We start from the raw sequence: 20,308 nt of genomic DNA, 5'->3' as shown, positions 1-20,308 counted from the left end.
TAGATTTTAATATTAAAAATGTTTATTTTCGTTCAATAAATTCAATATTTTTATTCATTTAATAATTTATCACATCAGCTACATGAGTGATTAAATTTGCACCATTTTTAAGTAAAAAATTATTGCCATCTTCTAAATTTAAACTTGGATAACAATAAACATTTTTACCAAAATCATTAAAATATGTCGCTAAATTTATTATTCCAGAACCTTGTTTTGAACCATATATAACTAAATATTTAGCAATTGCTGCTGTTATAACATTTCTTTCTTTAAATCTTTGTAATTTAGGATTAACTTGTGGAGGATATTGACTTATATATAATTCATTTTTAATGTCAATGCTTGAATTTAAGAATGAATGTCCACTTGCTAAAACATGCACAATATAGTTATTGTTTTGACGAAAATACTTGCTTATTTCACGATCTATTTCGCTAAAATCAGTGGTTATTAAACTAAAATTTTTGTTAAAATTTTCTATGCTTTTATCAATAAATTTAGTTATGTTTGAATTTTTTATGTCTGCTGTTAAACAAATTAAATTTTTATTTAAAATATCTAAATTTCCTTTGTAATAAATTACATATGGAGCATATTTTAACATTTTTAATGCTTTTGGGTATTGATCATCAAAGACAGTAATAAAATTAATTTGCTCTTTTTTTAAATTGTTTAATACTTGTTGGATATGTGATTCTCCAACGCGTTTTTTATTAACTAAATCTTTAAATATTTTATAATTATCGCCACGATTAATATATGAAAAATAAACTAATAACTCATTCATTTTACCTCCAATATTTATAAATATTTGTGCACAATAGAATTAAAAAAAGAACTTTTTTATCAATTCTTAATAAATCAAATAAAAAACCAGCAAACTGCTGGTTTTTATTATTTGTTTTTTGGAGTTACAACTCTCTCTTCATATACTGAGGCATATGTACGGTTTCTACGTTTTTCAAATTTAACGTATCCTGTAATTAAAGCATAAATTGTATCGTCTTTACCAATTCCGGCATTTGTGCCAGGAAAAATTTTTGTTCCTCTTTGACGGAAAATAATTGAACCTGCTGTACAGAATTGACCATCACCTAATTTAATACCAAGTCTTTGGCCGCGACTATCACGACCGTTTTTAGTGGAACCACCAGCTTTCGTGTGTGCCATTTCTAAATTATCCTACAATTTTATTAATTAGAACACGTGTATAAGGTTGACGGTGTCCTAATTTTCTTTTGTGTGTTGATTTGGCATTGTGACGGTAAACGATAATTTTTTTGCTTTTGCCTTGTTTTTGGATTTCTCCTTCAACATATGCTTTTTCAAGATATGGTTGGCCAATTTTTTCACCAACCAATAAAACCTTGTCAAATTTAACTTTTGTCCCTTCTTCACCGGCAATTTTTTCGATGAAGATAGTTTGTCCTTCTTTGACTAAAATTTGTTTGCCTCCAGTTTCAATAATAGCGAACATATCTATTAATCTCCTGAATTTTGTGGCTCATCTTAAGGGTGATGTTAAACATACTTGTAGACCCGTTCAGAATGGTTACAAAAGTAACGATACAATTATATTACATATGTTCATAAATAAAATAATTTTGTTTATTTAATAACTTAAATAAATTGTTTTTGTTTTACTCATTACGTTTTCAACTGCTTTTGCCGGTTCATTATTTCATTTTATTGAATTTGTGCCTATTTTATTTTCACCTGATTTAGATGTAAACATTCGAATCACGCTTGCTATAGCACTAATGCCAGATATTACAATAGGAGCAACAGCTGTAAAAACTGAAAGAGCACTACCACCATAAATTTTAACCTGATCTTTAATTGGAATTTCTTTAATTTTATATTTCATTTTACCTCCCAATCAATATATGCTGCTTAATAAAGAACCTAAAAAAACGGAAAAAAATATTAAAAACTGCATATGAGTTTTTAACTTTCTTTTTTTTCAAAATTTTCATTCATTTTTTTTAGTTCAGCTAAAATCAATTCTTCGGTTGTTGGCTCAGGTTCTGGTTTTGGTTTTTGTTGTAAATTCAATAATTTGCGAAAATCAATTGTTGCTTTAATCATAAAAATTATCATTAATGCTAAATAAATAACAATAGTAACAATGATAAAAGCTAATAATGCTGCTAAAAATTTACCAATTAAAACATTGCCACCGATAGTTCATTTTTCAAGTTGATTAAAACCAAATAATTTAGCAATTGGTGGCAAAATAACATCATTTGCTAATGAACGCACAACTGTATTAAACGAAGTTCCAATCAAAAGACCAATTGCAAGCATTAACATGTTGCTCTTTTTAACTAAACTTCAGGCATCTTTACTAGCTGTTTTAAATTTGTTTATGTGATTGTTATTTTTTTTCATAACTTACACTTCCTAAATATTAGATTGTTCTTTTTTACTTAAAACAACAACAGCAGGTTTAATAACTCTATCAAAAAGCATATATGTATCTGAACTAACTTTTACAATAGTGTTTGTTTCCCTATCGTTATCAATAACAAAATCAATAGCCTTTTGTAAATTTGGATCAAAAATATCTCCAACATTTGGTTTTATTATTTTTAGTCCGTGTGTTGTAAAAACATTTTCGACCATTCCTAAAACCATTTCAAAACCTTTAACATAAGTTTTAACATTAACATCATCAAGATTAATGCCTGAATTAATCGCTGCTTTTAAAGTTGAATAAGGACTACTAAATTCTTCGAAAAATTTTTGCAAAGCATATTGTTTGATTTTTTTAACTTCTTCATCTGGTACAGTAATTCTTTTATTTTCGGCAATTTTATTACTTAATTCACGGATTTTTTCTTTTAAATCGTTATTTATGTCTTCTAAAACTTCAAATTTTTGCTTTAATTGTGAATTTATTTTACTTAATTCAGCAATTTGGGCCGTTAAATTAGATATTTTTAGTTGTTCTTTATTTTCTTTTTTTGAAAAGCGTTTTTTAAAAGTTAAGTTAAAAATTTCTATGTTTAATGTTTTGCCATCTATTTGTTGATCATTAGTGTTTTGAAATAAGTACGGAATAGTGTATTTTTCTTTTCAGCCTGCTTCAATAATTTTTTCATCAAGGCCAGCAACTATTTGATTTTGTCCTAAAGTTAGCAAAAAATTTCGTTTTGTCAATTGTTTAACAATTTTTCCCTCATTAAAAACTTTAACATCAACTTTAATTTTTGAACCTAATTCTAAATTTTTCATTATTTTTCTCCTTTATCTATAATTAAATCTTCAAGTAATTTAATTGCAGCGATTGATTTATGATAATTCATTCGATTTGAACCAATTAAACTTATTTCCCTAATTTTGTTATCATTACCCTCAATTTTTTTAGTGATTATAGAACTATGATCATCGCGCACCGAGATTTTTAAGGTGGCATCTTCATCAGTTTTATCACCTTCAATTGTTTTTCAAATTGATTGATTTTCAATTAAATACAAAATATTAGAAAGATCACGGCGAGATATTTCGTCTACAAGAACGATTTTATCTTTACCATAGACAACATTTTTATTTTGCAACTCAAAATCAAAAACTTTATTAACCATACTTTCAAGAATGGATTCATAGTTTTTTATTTGAGTAGCTAAAATAGGGGCAAGACTATCCGCTGTTTCTCTTAATTTTAAAATCGGTATATTAATTAAGCGTTCTTTAAAAATACGAATCGCGATCCTTAAATCTTCCATATCACTTTTTGTTAAATCAATATTAATTGTTTTATGACTAACCTCGCCAAAAGATGTAACTAAAACAATAGTTGCCATATCAACACTTAATGGTACTAATTGAATACTTTTCAGGGTTGAATTTTCATTAGTTTCACTAGTAATTAATGTTAAGCCAATAGTATCTGAAATAACTTTACAAGCTTGTTTAATTGTTTCATCAACATTTGTTCGGCGATTGGCAAAAATATCTTTAATTTTTTCTCTTAATGAGTACGAATCGTGTAAAACTAAATAATTAGCATAGTATTTATAACCCTTTATCGATGGAACTCTACCGCTTGAGCTATATGTTTTTTCTAAATAACCTAATTGTTCAAGTTCATTCATAATATAGCGAACTTTTGCACTTGAAAATTTAATACTAAAACGTTCAACTAGTGTTGATGAGCCAACAGGCTGCCCTGTTTCGATATATAAATCAATTACAGATTTTAAAATAAATTGTTTGTCTGGATTTAAAACAAAATTACTCATAATGTTATTATATCATTTTTTAGCAAATTTATCATTTGAGTGCTAAATATAGTATTAGAAAAACGCCAATTGGCGTTTATTAAAATTATTTTTTACCTGATTTAGCAAGACGTTGATTAAATCTATCAATCATACCTGTTGCTTTAGTTTTTGCTCTATCACCTGTGTAAGCTACGTGGCAACCTGAACACACATCGACTGAAATGGCTGATTTTGTTGTGCCAAATTCAAACTCTGTATTGCATGTTGAACATGTAACTTTAACATTATTATATTTTGGATGAATATCTTTTTTCATAAACTTCTCCTAAACCTTATTATTTTGAATAGAACTCAACAACTAAGTTTTCTTTTATTTCAGGTAATACTTCGCTTCTTTCAGGTAAGCGATCAAAATTAGCTTCAAATTCTTTTAGTGTTAACCAACTTGAAGTGCGTTTTTCTGCTAAATTAGTAGTAATTTGTACATTTTTTTGTGATTTTTCTTTTAGAGCAATTTTTTGACCTACTTTAACAATCATTGAAGGAATGTTTGCTTTTTTACCGTCTAGAGTAAAGTGGTTGTGAGCAACTAATTGTCTTGCTTGTCTTCTTGTATTAGCAAAACCGGCTCTATAAACTAAATTGTCTAAACGAGACTCTAATAATTGAATTAAATTTGTACCCAAAACACCTTTAAGTTTTGTTGCCTTTTCAAATAATTTTCTTAATTGTTTTTCATTTAAGCCATAAACAAATTTAACTTTTTGTTTTTCGTATAAGTGAAGTCCGTAATCAGATAATTTAGCACGTTTATTCCCGTGTTGACCAGGGGCATAGGTTCTCTTTTTACCTTTAGAAAATTCTTTACCTGTTTCTAAAATTGAAAAACCGTAGCGACGTGATTTTTTAAAAACTGGACCAGTATATCTCATGTTTTCCTCTTTCTGCATAAAACATCAAAAGGGATAATCTCTAGTAATTTAATATTTATTTAATGATTTCGGTTTTCAGCAACCCTACTTTCAAATCCATTATGAATAAATATAATTTATAACTATGATTAACAGCTGTAATATGCTTATGAATTATATAAAAAAAATATTAATATAAAAGTTAAAATATAGATTTTTAAATCTTACATGAAATGTTAAAGAAAATTAACATATTTTAGTTTGATAGTTAAATCTTAAGTTTGCTTTGTTGTTTTTCGCTTTTTTTCTGTTTTTTAACATATTTACGCAACATATTTGTGATTTTTCAAATTTTAAATTGTAGCTTAAAATGGTCTAAAAAAGAATAATTTGAACGATATTGATAAACCATACACATTTTTAAATCAACACAAATTTTATTTTTGTAATAATCATAATAAATTAGTATTTCGTGCTTTTTAATTGTTTCAACACGAAATAAATAATATTTTCCATTATCTCATTTTTCAATAACTTCCATTAATGCTCACTCTTTATCTTTTTTACCACTATATAAATTCCGTATAAAACTTGCTATGTATTTAATATTTTTGGGCTGTAATTTATATTCTTCATGCTTGGTTTTAACAATACCAAAAGTTTCAATTAATTTGTTATATTTATAATTCAATAAATTGTTTCTATTTACATACGAATTCAACATTCATTCAAGACAGGCGAAAAAATAATAATTGTTAAATTCTAACGAATATTGTGGATTTGGCATAAAGTAATTTTCTGTATAGGCGAATACAAAATTCCTATCGTTTTTGTACTTTTTGTAAGTATTTTCATCGAAATATTCTCATTGTATATGATATTGGTTTAATAAATCTTTAACCGCATAATTAGCAGTATAAGGAATTAGAATTTTAAATTGAGAAATGTCAAATTTACTTCGCTTGTATTCTTCAAGATAAAAATCTAAATATATGAGTGCTAAAAAATTTGAACTTAAAAAACGATATTTATTATTTAGTAATAAACCAACCTTTAATTGTGAGTTAGCTTCGATATGAAAAATGTTTTTTATGTTTTGCTTAAGCAGTCTACGTTTAGTAAAAAGCGCTAAAAATTTTAAAAATTTAAAACTATGTGGTTTACGAAGAGTTTTGAATGTTTTGCGACTTTCGTTATTAATAAGCAATTTTTCTAAAATATCTGCATTTGTTTTCATTGTGTATGAAAGCAAATGAGTAGATAAATATCTTTGTTTTATGTGTAAAAATGGTTTAAGAATTTGCTCTTTTGAAGTTAATAAGTCTAAATATTTTTTGTATTCTATTTGTTCAAATTGCCGGGAATTGTAATCAAAGTTAAAAAACGGTTTTTTTTGGTAGATGTTTTTTATTTCATTTATAGTTTGTGAGTTAAGATTGTCAAAATTTTTGTCTTTAATTTGAATTTTAATTAACTGATTTTGAATTGAAATGCTAATTTTAATTAAATAATCAATTGCTTCATTTTTTAAAACAAATTCATCGACCATTAGTGGTATTGAAACATGTTTATCATACTCATATATTTTATGATTTTGGTATTGTAAAAAACAAGCAATTTTTTTGATATATTGATTTTGACTAACTCCTTCTAGAGAAATTAAAATATTTGATTGTGGTTTTAAAACTGTATCAATAGCACTAGAAAGCAAAACTAAGGATTGTTTTGAAAGCGGATTTTTTTCACTTTTGTGTTGAAAAATTAATGAATTATTAACAATTAATAGTGAATCTTTATCTGATTTTGGCGATCGTGAATTTGATTTCATAAGTATTAATATAATTTTAATTTAGTTTATAAAGAATCAACTTCATTTTTAATAATTTCTACAGCTTGAATTGTTTCTTTATTTTTTAAATTTATTAATTTAACACCTTTACTTGCTCTTCCTACAAGCGAAATATCAGAAATTTTAGTTCGAATAGTCGTACCCGAAGATGTAATAATTAACAATTCATCTGTAGTATTTACAAAGCGCGAAAATACAATATTACCAGCAAGTTTAGTGTTTATTCCTTTAACCCCTTTACCACCACGTTTAATTAATCTAAATTCTTCATGACTAGTCAATTTACCATAACCATAACTTCCAATTGTTAAAACAATATCACCTTCTAAATTTGATGAAGCAGAAACAACATGTTCATTTGCATCCAGATCAATACCTTTTACACCGTAAGCAGTTCTTGATAAAGGTCTAAAATCAGATGAGAAAAACTTAACAACACGTTCATGATTATTGGCTAACATTATTAACGCTTCATCGTTTACTTTTAATGCTCTAACAAGTTCGTCATCTTCACGTAAATTAAATGCGTATTTGCCACCAGTATTTATTTTTTGATATTCTTTAAGTGAAGTTTTTTTAATAATACCAAATTTTGTGGCTGTAAATAAATACTCATTTTCTTTGTATTCGTTGATCGGTAATATAGAAACTATTTTTTCATTATTTTTTACATTTAAAGTAGGAACTAAATTTATAAACGGAACACCTTTAGATTGTTTAGATAATTCTGGAATTTCGTGTGCTCTTATACGATAAACTCGTGCCAAATTAGAAAATAATAATAAATCTGTATGAGTTGAACATGTAATTAAAGAGGCGATGTCGTCATCATCATATGTTTTCATAGTGGTTACACCAACACCACCACGTTTTTGTGTTTTATACTCTTCTAAATCAATTCTTTTAACATAACCTTTTGAAGATGTTGTGATAACAATATCGCGTACAGGAATTAAATCTTCGTCAGTTATTTGAGAACCCAGTTCTAAATCAATTAATGTTCTTCTTTCATCAGAATATTTATTTTTAATTTCGCTTAATTCATCAATAATTAATTGAATTAATTTTCCATGATCAGCTAATATCGATTCAATTCTTTCAATTTCAAAAATTAATTGATTCATTTCTTCAATCATATTTTCAATAGCAAGTCCAGTTAAACGACCTAAACGCATATCAACTATCGCTTTAGTTTGTCTTTCGCTTAAATCAAAACGATTAGCTAGACGCTGTTGAGCTTCTGCATCGTTTTTTGATGATTTAATAATTCTAATCACTTCATCAATATTTTCCACAGCTATTCTTAAACCCTCAAGAATATGTAATCTATCTTTTGCTTTTTCTAAATCAAATTTAAGTCTTCTTGTAACAACTTCTTCTTGATGTTTTAAATAAACTTCAATAGCTTGTTTAATATTTAAGAGTTTTGGTTCACCATTAACCAGAGCAACAAAATTAACATTGTAATTTACTTGTAAATTAGTTTGACGATATAGTTTATTTAACAAAATATGTGGATTTATATTGCGTTTTACATCAATTACAATTCTGATACCTTCGCGATTAGATTCATCGCGTAAATCAGAAATACCTTCAATTACTTTATCTTTAACCAATTCGGCAATTTTTTCAATAATTGCTGTTTTTTTGATTTCATATGGGATTTCACTAACTATAATGCGAGATTTGCCGTTTTTAAATTCTTCAATTTTTGCTACCGAACGCATTGTGATTGAACCTTTTCCCGTTTCATAGGCGTCCCTAATACCTTTAACACCTAAAATTATTGCTCCAGTCGGAAAATCAGGACCTGGTAAAAATTTCATCAATTCTTCAATGCTTATTTGTGGGTTTTTTGCTAGGGCAATTGTTGCGTCTATAGCTTCACCTAAATTATGTGGTGGAATATTAGTTGCCATTCCAACCGCTATCCCTGAACCACCAGTAACAAGAAGATTAGGAAAACGCGAAGGAAGAACAACTGGCTCTTTTTCACTGGCGTCATAATTATCTACAAAATCAACAGTATCTTTTTTAATTCCGTCCAACATTTCAAAAGCAACCTTGCTCATTCTAGCTTCTGTATAACGCATAGCAGCAGCACCATCACCATCGATAGAACCAAAGTTACCGTGTCCATCGACTAAAGGATAACGCATAGAAAATTCTTGTGCCATACGCACCATTGCTTCATACACTGACGAATCACCATGAGGATGGTATTTACCTAAAACATCACCTACAATACGGGCACTTTTTCTATGTTGACTTGAATGTGTTATGCCTAATTCACTCATATCATAAAGAATTCTTCTATGTACAGGTTTTAAACCATCTCTAGCATCAGGCAACGCTCGTGACACAATAACACTCATTGCATACTCTAAAAATGAATTTTTCATTTCACGATCAATTTCAACAGGATGTAAACCATCAACAGGAGATTCAATAATTTGTGATTGAACCACATAGTCATCTTTATTTTGTGGACTAGGTTCATCATCTTCAATATCTTGTTCAATCTTTTCTTCTTTAAAAGCTATAAATAATTCTTCGTCTGGTATTATGTTTTCATCAAAATCTTCAAATTTAGATTTATTTTCTTCCTTTTCAATAGCTAATTTATTTTTATTATCTTTATTATTCGACATAATTCTCCTTGCTATTTAATATTAAAATTAATATTTAAATTATACTATAATATCCAAAATTATGATTATTCGTCTAGATAAATCCAAATTGCTATTAATTAAAAAAGACAATAAAGTGTTGATAAAACTAATAAAAAATTATCTTTTTAAACACAATTTAAAACAAAATAACTTTTTTCTAGTTTATAATTAAATTAACAAGGGTGCTGATAAAACGGCTGAGAACATACCTATAGCAGATCATGGTAATTCATGCGTGGCTCGTTTTTTAATATTATTCCTTGTTAAGGAGAAATAATGAAAATAAACAAAAAATTATTATTATGACTAAGTCCTCTATCTTTGTCATCTATTTCGCTTTTGGCAGCAAGCTGCGTTGGAAAAACAGATAAACCAAGTCAAGGCAGTGATGGTAATGGTTCAACAGAGAATTCTAACAAAATAGCAAACCAATGGGATACAAACATTACTATTGTAAATTCATATATAAATCCAGGTTTTAAATCAGAAAATGATAAAGGACAAGGTAAAATTGAAAAAGAATTTTTAACTTTACTAGGTCAAAGATTTAATGAATTTAAAAACCTGGACCAAGAAACTAAAAATTTACCTGATGTTAATTTCTTAATTGAAACAAATCAAGATAAAGACACATTTTACTCAAAATTAGAAAGCAATAATAACACATTAGACTTAATGATTGCTAATTACGCAACATATTTAAATTCATTTGCCGATGAAACCGGCAAAGTAAACAATTTAAACGGTGTTAAATTGGTAGCACAAACAAGTACGTTAAAATTTAACTGACAAGGTGCAGATAATGATATATATACAACAGGTACAGATACAGATAAATTACGTTTAACTGCTCAAAAAAACAACGAAAGTTGAGTAAAAAATATTGGTTATGAATATCCAGATTGACAAAAAGCAGTTGCTAAAAAAACACTAAATTTTGATGGCTCTAAATTTGTGGAATTTTACGAAAAAGATAAATTAACATATGTTTATCATGGGGCAATTTATATAGCTGGTAATAAACAACAACGAGATCAAATTATTCAAGATTGAAATAATAAAGATTGAGAAAAATTTATAAATCATGGAATAACATACAGAAAAAACACCAGTTCAGGTGGTTATAAATATCAAGTTGCCTTACTAGCAAGACATTTTAATAAATCATTAAAAGAAATTAATGAATATTTTGAATCTAATAATTCAAAAGTTGTTAAGGGTCAAAGTATCAAAGATACCTTGGGTAAAGCACACTCTTCAAATATCACTCCATTAATCGGTTTTGATGATGAAGGAGTATATAATTGAACAAATAATGTTAAAAATCCAGAATATTTTAAACCACAAGGTTTTCAATCGGATCAAAATTACGATAACGAAAATAATGTTGTAGTAAGAACTTTAACTATAACAAACCCCGCTGCATACGATGTTGTTTTAGCTAGACCAGGCATTAGTCAAAAACAAGCAAATTTAATTTCAAAAGCACTAAATTCATTATCTTTAAGTGAAAATACTTATGGTATTTACACTGGTTATAATAAATTTCAACCAATCGATTTTGAAACATTCCAAAAATTTATGTATTTACAAGTTCAAGCTGAAACAAAAAATGATAAAAATGTTTCAATACCGGAAATAACTAATGACACAAGTAATTAAAATTACTAATCTTAATTTCGCATACAACAAAAATCCAGATTTAGTTTTGCAAGATATTAATATCAATATCGAAAAAGGTTCTATGGTAGCAATTATTGGACCTAGCGGTGTCGGTAAAAGCACATTGTTTAAATTAATTGTTCGTGCAATAAAACCTAAAAATGGAACAATTGAAATATTTAATAAAGATATCAATAAATTAAACAAAAAAGATTGAAAAAAAACCATAAATAAAGTTGGCTTTTTAACTCAAAAAGCTAACTTAATCAACACTGAAAATGTATTCGAAAATATAAAAAGAACAAACACTAATTATCCAAATTTTATTCAGAAATTTTTCGGAATTTTAACACACAAAGAAAAAATAAAAATTTTTGAAACATTGGATGAATTAGGAATTTTAAATAAAGCGTTTTATCGAGTAAGCGAATTAAGTGGTGGTCAACAACAACGAGTTGAAATTGCTAAATTATTAATTCAAAATGTAGATTTAATTTTAGCTGATGAACCAACATCAAATTTAGACAACCAAACAAGTCGTGAAGTTTTAGAATTATTGAAAAAATTATCTCAGGACGGAAAGACAATTTTGGTTAATATACACGATTTAAGTTTCATTAAATCTCATTTCACTCACGTAATTGCAATTAAAAATAAACGAGTGTTTTTGGCAAAAAACACCAAGGAAATCAATCAATGAGAATTAATTCAAGCACTCAAAACACTTGAGTAATTAAAGAAAAAAAATGATTTCGCTACAGGTATAAAAGTTCAAAAAATAATCAAAAAACTAGCTGAAAATTACATCCGGTTTTTGTTCACTTAACAATACTTTTTTCAATTGCTTTACTGGCATATATAATTTATGACAAAAGCGATAAATTAAGATTTGAAAACGGAAATTTAATAATTCAAAAAATACAAAATTTATTCATTTTTGATACAAAAAGTTATCGTTTAACCGGCCGGACTAGCGGTGAATATACTCCATTAATATTTGATTCGTTAACATTGTTATGATTATCTATTAAATTGGGTTTAGTAGGAACATTTATTGGCTTTTTACTTGCTTTATTTACCAGTATTTTATCATTCTCTAGAGCAACAAATAAGTATAGCGCTTTCGCGTTTAAATCAATAATTTTAGTCTTGCGTGCAATGCCTGAACTAGTTTTTATAAGAGTGATTACATTTACTGCTCGTAACGAATTAAGTTTATTACTTGTTTTTGTTTGGTTCACTTGATTATGATTGCATAAATACTATATTGAAATTTTTGAAAATGTAGATTTAAGTTCATATTGAAATTCAATTAACCAAGGCAATAACAAATTCAAAGCTTTTTACAAAGAAATTTGACCTCGTGTCAAACACCGAATCTATTCGTTATTTATATTTTCTTTTGAATCTAATATGCGCTGGTCATCGATTTTAGGAGCATTATCATTACCTGGAATCGGAGTTTTGATTTCATATGGAGCGAGTCAAACAACTAATTTTAAAGAATTAGGTATTCCGCTTACATTTTTGATGCTTTTTATTGTTTTTTTAGAAATTATTAATATTATTTTTAAAAAATATTTAATTGAAGCAAAAAGCAAAAAAATTCAAATTAATTCTAATTTTAAATTTCTAAATTATAAAAAAATGGCAAAACATATAAATGTTCGAAAAATTATTTATTTTGCAATATTTAGTTTTTGTCTTATTCTAAGTATTTATACATTAAGTACTATAAAATGACTTTTTTTTGAATTGTCAGCTACTAAAAGTTTTTTTAAATACTTTTTTAGACCTGATTTTTCAGTATTTAATTTAAAGCGATGAAATCTAGCTAATCCTTTATATGTTCTTTGAGAATCAATTTCATTCACTATTTTAGCTTTAGCATTATGTATTGCTTTAACATTTATCGCTATACGATTACAATCCCTAAGCTTAAATAATAGATATTTGGCATTTTTTTGGAGAATAATTAATGTTTTGGTGCGTTTAATACCAACAATTGTATATTTTTTTATCTTTCAACCTCTGTTTCAATCTCCTTTACTTTTAATAATAATTATTATCTCTTTACATGAAATGTCAAGTATTTCTAAACAATTAAGCGAAGCGGTTGATAATCTTGATGAAGAAATTGTTTCAAATATGCGTATTCAAGGTTTTAGCAATAATCAAATTTATTTTAAATATGTATTACCCACAATTAAATTTGATTTTATAGCTTTATCATTTTTCTACTTTGAATTAATTTTTAGAAATTCAATAACATACTCTATTTTTGCTCCTTCGCAATTAAATATCGGTACAAAAATTTGAACTAATTTAAACACTCGTAATTATCATCCTGAAATAGCAATGGCATATACATGATTAGCCACTTTTGCCATATTAGGAATTAATTTTGTTGCCAGAATTTTTACAAAACAACTTAAATCAACTTAAACACCTATTTAGGTGTTTTTTATCTACTTTTGCGATATTAATATACAATTTATAAATAGATTTAAGGAGTACAATGGATAAAAAAATTAGAACAAGATATGCACCTAGTCCCACAGGTTATTTACATATAGGTGGAGCTAGAACTGCACTATTTTCGTATTTATTTGCCAAACATTTTAACGGTGAATTCATTTTTAGGTTAGAAGATACAGATGTTAAAAGAAATGTAAGCAATGGAGAAAAAAGTCAATTGGAAAATTTGGAGTGATTGGGAATTATTCCAGATGAAAGTCCATTTAAACCAAATCCTAATTGTGGTAAATATCGCCAAAGCGAAAAACTTGATAGATACAAAGAAATAGCACAATATTTATTGAATAAAGGTCTGGCCTATAAAGCCTATGATAATAGCGATGAATTACAAGCACAACACCTAGAAAGTGATGCAAAAGGGATCGCGTCTTTTAAATATAACAAAAATTGATTGAAATTAAGTGACGAAGAGAAAAATAGACGAGACCAAAACGGTGAATACTCAATAAGATTGTCGATGCCTGAAAATATTGAATTAAGCTGAAACGATATTGTGAGAGGAAAAATTTCATTTGATTCTAGCGACATCGGTGACTGAGTAATTGTAAAATCTGATGGATATCCAACCTATAATTTTGCTGTGGTAATCGATGATCATGATATGCAAATAAGTCATGTTTTACGAGGAGAAGAACATATAACTAATACACCAAAGCAAATATATATTTACCAAATATTAGGGTGAAAACAACCAGATTTTGGCCATCTTACTGTGATTACTAATATGGAAGGTAAAAAACTTTCAAAAAGAGATACAACATTAAAACAATTTATTGAAGATTATAGAAATGAAGGTTATGTTCCTGAAGCTGTTTTTAACTTTTTAACATTATTAGGTTGAACATCACACGACGCAACAGAATTAATGTCTAAAGAAGAAATTATTACTAAATTCAACCCTCAACGTCTATCAAAATCTCCTTCAAAATTCGATGTAGTCAAAATGCATTGATTTTCAAAACAATATTTTAAAAAAATTGATAATTCATTGATAGCTAAATTCATAAATATTAGTAGTGAAAACAATTGAACAAAATTATTTATTGAAACATTTAAAGAAAATGTTGGAACAATCTCGGAATTAAAAAATCATTTATTTACCTATCAAAATGCTCAAATTAATCCTGATTTTAATTTGCGTGAAGACGAGATTAAAATTGCAAAAGAATTTTTTACTGAATTAAAAAATTTAGATTTTTCAATTCAAAATATTCAAATCGCAATTGAAAATGTTAAGCAAAAATTAAGCATAAATGGAAAAAAACTATTTATGCCAATTAGAAAAGCCGCAACCTTTGCCGAACATGGCCCTGAATTGGCAAAAGCGATTTATTTATTTGGTAAAGATATTATTTATGAAAGATTAAAAATATGAAAATAAAATTTCGATCAGAATATAATCAAAGCGGCCAGGACCAAATAACAGAATTTGAAGCTGATGCAAATTATTTAAAGCAAAAGATTAAACATCTTTTTGACAACGAAGAATTTGAGTATGATATTTATGAATTTAAAGACCCGCAAAGCAACAAATTAACAAGAATTGAATTAAACCCATTAAGTGTTAACGTGATTAGTGATAATGCAACTCTACAATTACGTTTAAACAAATATCATAGTGGTTCTCAACTAAATTTAAATAAAAATAAATTTGTTTTGAAAACATTCATGAATGAATGTTTTATCAAAGAACAACAAGCAAGTTTTAGTTACGAATTATTCAGTGTAGTTGACCAACCAATGGGTCGTTTTAAAGTATTTATTGAATATAAATAAAATCAAGAGAACTAATTCTCTTGATTTTTAAAAAATTATAATTGAGCTCTGCTTGCTCTACGAGCATCTCTTGCTTGCTCTTTTTGCAATTTATGTAATCTTTTAGCTGCTCGTTCTTTATTTTTTTGTCTAACTATTTTTCTCATAATTCTCCTTATTGTTATGCAGTTTTATTCGGGCTAAATATGCAAAACATTATAACATATACACTATTTATTTGTTTTTAAATATTCTCTAATTTCGTTAATTTTATTTAATTTTTCTCAAGGTAAATCTAAATCACTACGACCGAAATGGCCAAAGTAACTTGTTTGGGCAAATATAGGTGATTTTAAATTTAAATCACGAATGATTGCACTTGGAGTTAAATCAAAGACGCTATTTATAATATTTTTAATTAAGGTGTTGTTTTGTTCTTTATCTGTTTTAACGCTAATTGAGACTGGTTTGGCTACACCAATAGCGTAAGAAACTTGTATTTCAATTCAATTGCACAATGAGCCTTCAGCAACAATATTTTTCGCTATTCATCGGCATGCATATGCAGCTGATCTATCTACTTTTGTAGCATCTTTGCCACTAAATGCTCCACCTCCATGACGAGCATAACCACCATAAGTATCTACAATAATTTTACGACCAGTTAAACCAGCATCACCAATTGGACCACCGATAACAAAACGACCAGTAGGATTTATTAAAATTTTATGTGGTAATTCTAATTTATATTCATCTAAAACTGGTTTAATAATATTAAATTTTATATAGTTTTTAAATTCATCTTCGTTAAAATTTTCATCATGTTGAATTGACATTAATATTGTCTCTACGGTGTTGTTTGAATAATCAATTGTTACCTGACTTTTCATATCAGCTTTAGCTCATTTAAACGTACCTTTTTCGCGTAAATAATCAGCTTTTTTAACTAGTTCATTTGCTAACGTAATTGCGAGTGGCATAAAATTTTTTGTTTCATTAGTAGCATAACCAAACATAATACCTTGGTCTCCCGCTCCTATTTGTTCATCTGATAAAACAACACCTTGACTAATATCAGGACTTTGTTGTTTTATGTCAGTGATAAATTTAATATTTTCGGTTGAATAATTAAGTTTTTCAAAAACTAATTTTGCGATCGCAATCACATCAACATTAGCATTTGAAGAAACCTCTCCGCCTATTAAAACTATATTACCAGTGGCTACTGTTTCAATAGCTGTTCTTGAATTTGGGTCTTGTTTTAAATAAGCATCAAGAATTCGATCTGAAATTTGATCGCAAACCTTATCTGGATGGCCTTGGCCTACGCTCTCAGAAGTAAATAATTTTTTGTCATTTAAAATAAAATTTTTGTTCATAAAAAAAACTCCTTTGCTAAATAAAACAAAGAGTAAGTAAAAAGTTTTCAACATGTTGAAGAAATTTCTTCCTAACTCTCCACCTTCCGTAATGGGGTTGGCATGCCTCATCGTTGTCAAACTAAGCAACTCTTTATGTTATTTATGTAAATAATACACTAATTTTTTAATTGATGTTGAAATTATATATTTTGTTTTTTGTTTTTGTTTTTTCGGTTTTGTCTTATAATAACTTTACGTTATTTTAAATAAATAATAAGATCTTATAATATTTAGAAGGAGGAATAATGGCTATCGTTCCCAAACGTAAAACCTCGAAACAACGTAAACACAAAAGACGTACTCATGATGCGTTAAAAATTCAAAACCTTGTTTCATGTAAAAATTGTTCTAACTTTATTCAACAACATAAAGTTTGTCAATTCTGTGGTTTTTACAGAGATAAAATCGTTGAAGGATACAAGAGTATCAATTCACGTAATAACTAATAACTAAGTGCACTTTAAATCTGTTTAACAGATTTTTTATTTGCTTTTCATAAATTATTCGCTTATATATAATATTTAAATATGAAACACAACTTCAGTCAAAATACAATAATTTTAATTTCACTAATGAGTATTTTTTTGCTTTTAATATTAAGTTTATTAATAACATCATTTGTTTTTTTAGCACGCAAAAACATCTTACAAAGATATAGAAAAAATACCCAAAAATGATATGAATATATCACAAAAAATTACAATTACGCAAAAACTCAAACAATTAGGTTTAAAGAATTAGCTAATATAAACAGTGTATATGACAATAAATATCAAAAACTAAAAGAACTTTTAAATAATTCGATACACAAATCAAAACAGGAATACGAAAAAGAATACAGTGATATAGTTCAAACGATAAAAAAAACCAATATTAAAAAAAGTAAATCGCTTTATTTAACTTTGAATAAAAAATATCAAAATTTTTATGATTTTTTTAATAAAGTTCTTTCAGAAACAAAACAGGATAATTTAAGATACGAAATCAATGATTTATTGTTAACTAATGCTCAAGCAATGTTGAAAGATTTAGAAAGAAAATTAAATATAAATAAACAAAAACTTGTTCGTTCATATCATTTTTTATCCGAAGAATTACAAAAATATAAAATCAAGTTTAGCGGAATTGAAGAGAGTAAAAAAAACAAATCCCTAAACGAAATTACTGAAATATTAAGCGAAAATGATCGCAAACTTCGTATGTTTGCATCCAAAATTAGTCATGCTTTAGTGATGGAAAAATTAATTTTTAGTACTTTGGTAAATATGTTCAAAAAGACCTCAATACACCAATTTTATCCAGCTGAAACTCATAATTTAGTAATATCGTTAGCCCAAATACAAAAAAACTATTTAACACAACCGTTTCAAAACACTTCAAGTGAAATAAAAAAATTATTACATAAATATTATTTAGTGCAAAATAAGTTAAACACTGATGCAAAAATTTTGAATTTTATTGATACCAATTTCATACAAATTGATGAATTTTTAACAAAAATAGAAAATAAAATTAATATTATTAATAGAAACAAAAATGAAATTGATAAAATCAAATGTAATCAATTTACGCTAAAATTAAACCATTTAAAATCAAATTTTAATAAAATAAAACAACAAAAACAATTAAGTAAAACTAATATTTTTTTAGATTTTGATTCTTTTATTGAAGTCCTAGTTGATTTCACAAATGATTTAAATGTATTTTTACGTCAACAAAACGAAACTTTACAAAAACCAAAATACTTCAACAATTATTGAATAATATTAGAGCAATGATATTACATTGTTTTAACAAAACGAAACTTTTTACTCAATACAACTGAAAATGATTTACTTTTTGCTGAATTAATCCAAAATTATGAGCAACTATTAAAAAATAAAGTTAATTCGTTCAAAAATCTTGATACTTTTGTTCAAAAATTGCTATATTTATACAAAAAAACTCAAAAAGCCCAAATTTATAAATATATGACAACAGTATTTTTAGATAAAATTAGTAAATTTTCTATAAAAAGCGAAAAAATAAATTTAAGACTCCAAGATATAGTACAAAAAATAACAAATAAAGAATTTGCGATAGCATATAACGATGCACTTCAATTAATTAGAAAGGAAAAAATAAATGTACTCTAAAATTTTAATAAGATATGGAGAACTGACACTTAAGGGTAAAAATAGGCAAAATTTCATTGATATTTTAGCTAGAAATGTTAAAAATATTGTCGGCGAACAACCAGAGGCTAAATTTGATCGAATGTATTTAACCTATTCTGAAAATAATTTAGCAAAATTAAAATACATATTTGGAATTAGCTCTTATTCGCCTGTTATCGAAACACAAAATAATATTGATGAAATTTTTAAATCGGCAAAATCATTAATTAAACAACAAACAAAAACATTTAAAATTTCTTCTCGTCGTTCAAACAAATCTTTTGAATTAACATCAAATGAAATTAATGTAAAATTAGGTTCATATATTTTAAATTCTTTTCCACATATAAAAGTAGACGTACACAATCCTGATCAAATTATATATGTTGAAATTCGTAATAATTCTACATATATATTTGAAAATTATTGTGAAGGCTTAGGCGGATTGCCTGTAGGTATATCGGGTAGAGTTTTACATTTAATGAGTGGAGGTATTGATTCACCTGTTGGAGCTTTTGAATTAATGAAAAGAGGTTTAGAAGTTTCATTTTTATCATTTATTTCGCCACCCCAAACTGACCAAAGAACTATAGATAAAATGACTAATTTAATCGAAAAATTGAACAATTATCAGTCAAAAAGTACATTTTACCTAGTAGATTATTCACAAATACTAAATTATATTTCACTCACTTCTAAACCTGCATTTAAAATAACCTTGTTAAGACGAAGTTTTTATCGCCTAGCATCGATATTAGCAAATAAATTACATTTTGAGGCTTTATCAAACGGCGAAAATTTAGGTCAAGTTGCTTCACAAACTTTAGAATCTTTATCAGTAATTAATGCCGCCAGCACAAAGTTAATTTTACGCCCGCTATTAACAAAGGATAAAGTTGAAACAATTGATATAGCCAAAATGATTGGCACTTATGATATCAGTATTATAGCCGCCAATGAAACTTGTGAAATGTTCGCACCAAAAGAACCAGTTACAAAACCACGTTTAGAAGACGTTTTAAATTTAGAACAAGAACTATTCGATTTGGAAAAATACGAAAGTAATATAATACAAAACAACATAAAAACATTAAAAATACAAAAAGGAGACTAAT

The 20,308-nt window shown here is 26.9% G+C and carries 20 protein-coding genes; 8 read left to right on the top strand and 12 right to left on the bottom strand.

Annotated elements, in window-relative coordinates; all coding sequences use genetic code 4:
* Positions 1–58 precede the first annotated feature (58 nt).
* From EG856_RS03330 to gyrA, 11 genes are all read right to left on the bottom strand, one after another.
* Positions 59–790: a DNA-processing protein DprA gene (locus tag EG856_RS03330; protein WP_130429699.1), complete on the bottom strand. Its 732-nt coding sequence runs from the start codon at positions 788–790 to the stop codon at positions 59–61.
* A 107-nt stretch (positions 791–897) separates the two neighbouring features.
* Complete coding sequence (rpmA, locus tag EG856_RS03325) at positions 898–1,173, bottom strand: 50S ribosomal protein L27 (protein ID WP_130429698.1); 276 nt, start codon at positions 1,171–1,173, stop codon at positions 898–900.
* A gap of 7 nt (positions 1,174–1,180) precedes the next feature.
* Positions 1,181–1,480 carry a 50S ribosomal protein L21 gene (gene rplU, locus EG856_RS03320; RefSeq protein ID WP_130429697.1) on the bottom strand — a complete coding sequence of 100 codons (300 nt, stop codon included), beginning with the start codon at positions 1,478–1,480 and terminating at the stop codon, positions 1,181–1,183.
* Positions 1,481–1,615: 135 nt separating this feature from the next.
* Complete coding sequence (locus EG856_RS03315) at positions 1,616–1,870, bottom strand: hypothetical protein (protein ID WP_130429696.1); 255 nt, start codon at positions 1,868–1,870, stop codon at positions 1,616–1,618.
* An 80-nt stretch (positions 1,871–1,950) separates the two neighbouring features.
* Positions 1,951–2,394 (bottom strand): large conductance mechanosensitive channel protein MscL, encoded by a 444-nt coding sequence (locus EG856_RS03310; protein WP_130429695.1) that lies wholly within the window; start codon positions 2,392–2,394, stop codon positions 1,951–1,953.
* A 12-nt stretch (positions 2,395–2,406) separates the two neighbouring features.
* Entirely contained in the window at positions 2,407–3,240 is an 834-nt protein-coding gene (locus tag EG856_RS03305; RefSeq protein WP_130429694.1) for a nucleotide exchange factor GrpE, read from the bottom strand.
* Positions 3,240–4,247, bottom strand: coding sequence for a heat-inducible transcriptional repressor HrcA (hrcA, locus tag EG856_RS03300; RefSeq protein ID WP_130429693.1), 1,008 nt, complete (start codon positions 4,245–4,247; stop codon positions 3,240–3,242). Before hrcA ends, EG856_RS03305 begins: the two co-directional genes overlap by 1 nt.
* Before the next feature lie 85 nt (positions 4,248–4,332).
* Entirely contained in the window at positions 4,333–4,545 is a 213-nt protein-coding gene (rpmE, locus tag EG856_RS03295; RefSeq protein ID WP_130429692.1) for a 50S ribosomal protein L31, read from the bottom strand.
* Positions 4,546–4,564: 19 nt separating this feature from the next.
* A complete protein-coding gene (rpsD, locus tag EG856_RS03290) occupies positions 4,565–5,161 on the bottom strand; it encodes a 30S ribosomal protein S4 (RefSeq protein ID WP_130429691.1) in 597 nt (198 codons plus the stop codon).
* A gap of 247 nt (positions 5,162–5,408) precedes the next feature.
* Positions 5,409–6,968: an MAG5620 family putative phospho-sugar mutase gene (locus tag EG856_RS03285; RefSeq protein WP_130429690.1), complete on the bottom strand. Its 1,560-nt coding sequence runs from the start codon at positions 6,966–6,968 to the stop codon at positions 5,409–5,411.
* Positions 6,969–6,994: 26 nt separating this feature from the next.
* Positions 6,995–9,640, bottom strand: coding sequence for a DNA gyrase subunit A (gene gyrA / locus EG856_RS03280; protein ID WP_130429689.1), 2,646 nt, complete (start codon positions 9,638–9,640; stop codon positions 6,995–6,997).
* Positions 9,641–9,937: 297 nt separating this feature from the next.
* On the opposite strand from gyrA, the gene cypl reads away from it, so the two are divergent.
* The 5 genes from cypl to EG856_RS03255 all read left to right on the top strand — a co-directional run bounded on the left by cypl (position 9,938) and on the right by EG856_RS03255 (position 15,637).
* Entirely contained in the window at positions 9,938–11,323 is a 1,386-nt protein-coding gene (cypl, locus tag EG856_RS03275) for an ABC transporter thiamine pyrophosphate-binding lipoprotein p37/Cypl (RefSeq protein ID WP_130429688.1), read from the top strand.
* Positions 11,307–12,056 carry a phosphonate ABC transporter ATP-binding protein gene (locus EG856_RS03270; RefSeq protein WP_130429687.1) on the top strand — a complete coding sequence of 250 codons (750 nt, stop codon included), beginning with the start codon at positions 11,307–11,309 and terminating at the stop codon, positions 12,054–12,056. Before cypl ends, EG856_RS03270 begins: the two co-directional genes overlap by 17 nt.
* Positions 12,020–13,768 carry a PhnE/PtxC family ABC transporter permease gene (locus EG856_RS03265; protein ID WP_130429686.1) on the top strand — a complete coding sequence of 583 codons (1,749 nt, stop codon included), beginning with the start codon at positions 12,020–12,022 and terminating at the stop codon, positions 13,766–13,768. The genes EG856_RS03270 and EG856_RS03265 overlap by 37 nt, the downstream gene beginning before the upstream one ends.
* A 73-nt stretch (positions 13,769–13,841) precedes the next feature.
* Positions 13,842–15,242, top strand: coding sequence for a glutamate--tRNA ligase (gene gltX / locus EG856_RS03260; protein WP_130429685.1), 1,401 nt, complete (start codon positions 13,842–13,844; stop codon positions 15,240–15,242).
* Positions 15,233–15,637 carry a hypothetical protein gene (locus tag EG856_RS03255; protein WP_130429684.1) on the top strand — a complete coding sequence of 135 codons (405 nt, stop codon included), beginning with the start codon at positions 15,233–15,235 and terminating at the stop codon, positions 15,635–15,637. Before gltX ends, EG856_RS03255 begins: the two co-directional genes overlap by 10 nt.
* A 209-nt stretch (positions 15,638–15,846) precedes the next feature.
* Here EG856_RS03255 and metK read toward each other — a convergent pair whose 3' ends face one another.
* Positions 15,847–16,995, bottom strand: coding sequence for a methionine adenosyltransferase (metK, locus tag EG856_RS03250; protein ID WP_130429683.1), 1,149 nt, complete (start codon positions 16,993–16,995; stop codon positions 15,847–15,849).
* A 287-nt stretch (positions 16,996–17,282) separates the two neighbouring features.
* Here metK and rpmF point away from each other — a divergent pair, with 287 nt between their 5' ends.
* From rpmF to thiI, 3 genes are all read left to right on the top strand, one after another.
* Entirely contained in the window at positions 17,283–17,483 is a 201-nt protein-coding gene (gene rpmF, locus EG856_RS03245; RefSeq protein WP_130429682.1) for a 50S ribosomal protein L32, read from the top strand.
* 81 nt (positions 17,484–17,564) lie between these two features.
* A complete protein-coding gene (locus tag EG856_RS03240; protein ID WP_130429681.1) occupies positions 17,565–19,172 on the top strand; it encodes a hypothetical protein in 1,608 nt (535 codons plus the stop codon).
* Positions 19,162–20,307 carry a tRNA uracil 4-sulfurtransferase ThiI gene (thiI, locus tag EG856_RS03235; protein WP_130429680.1) on the top strand — a complete coding sequence of 382 codons (1,146 nt, stop codon included), beginning with the start codon at positions 19,162–19,164 and terminating at the stop codon, positions 20,305–20,307. Before EG856_RS03240 ends, thiI begins: the two co-directional genes overlap by 11 nt.
* Position 20,308: the final 1 nt, after the last annotated feature.

It is taken from the genome of Mycoplasmopsis phocirhinis, assembly GCF_004216495.1.
Taxonomy (GTDB): domain Bacteria; phylum Bacillota_I; class Bacilli_A; order Mycoplasmatales; family Metamycoplasmataceae; genus Mycoplasmopsis; species Mycoplasmopsis phocirhinis.
Note: the sequence above shows the minus strand (reverse complement) of the source record. Positions and strands in the feature narration are given on the sequence as shown.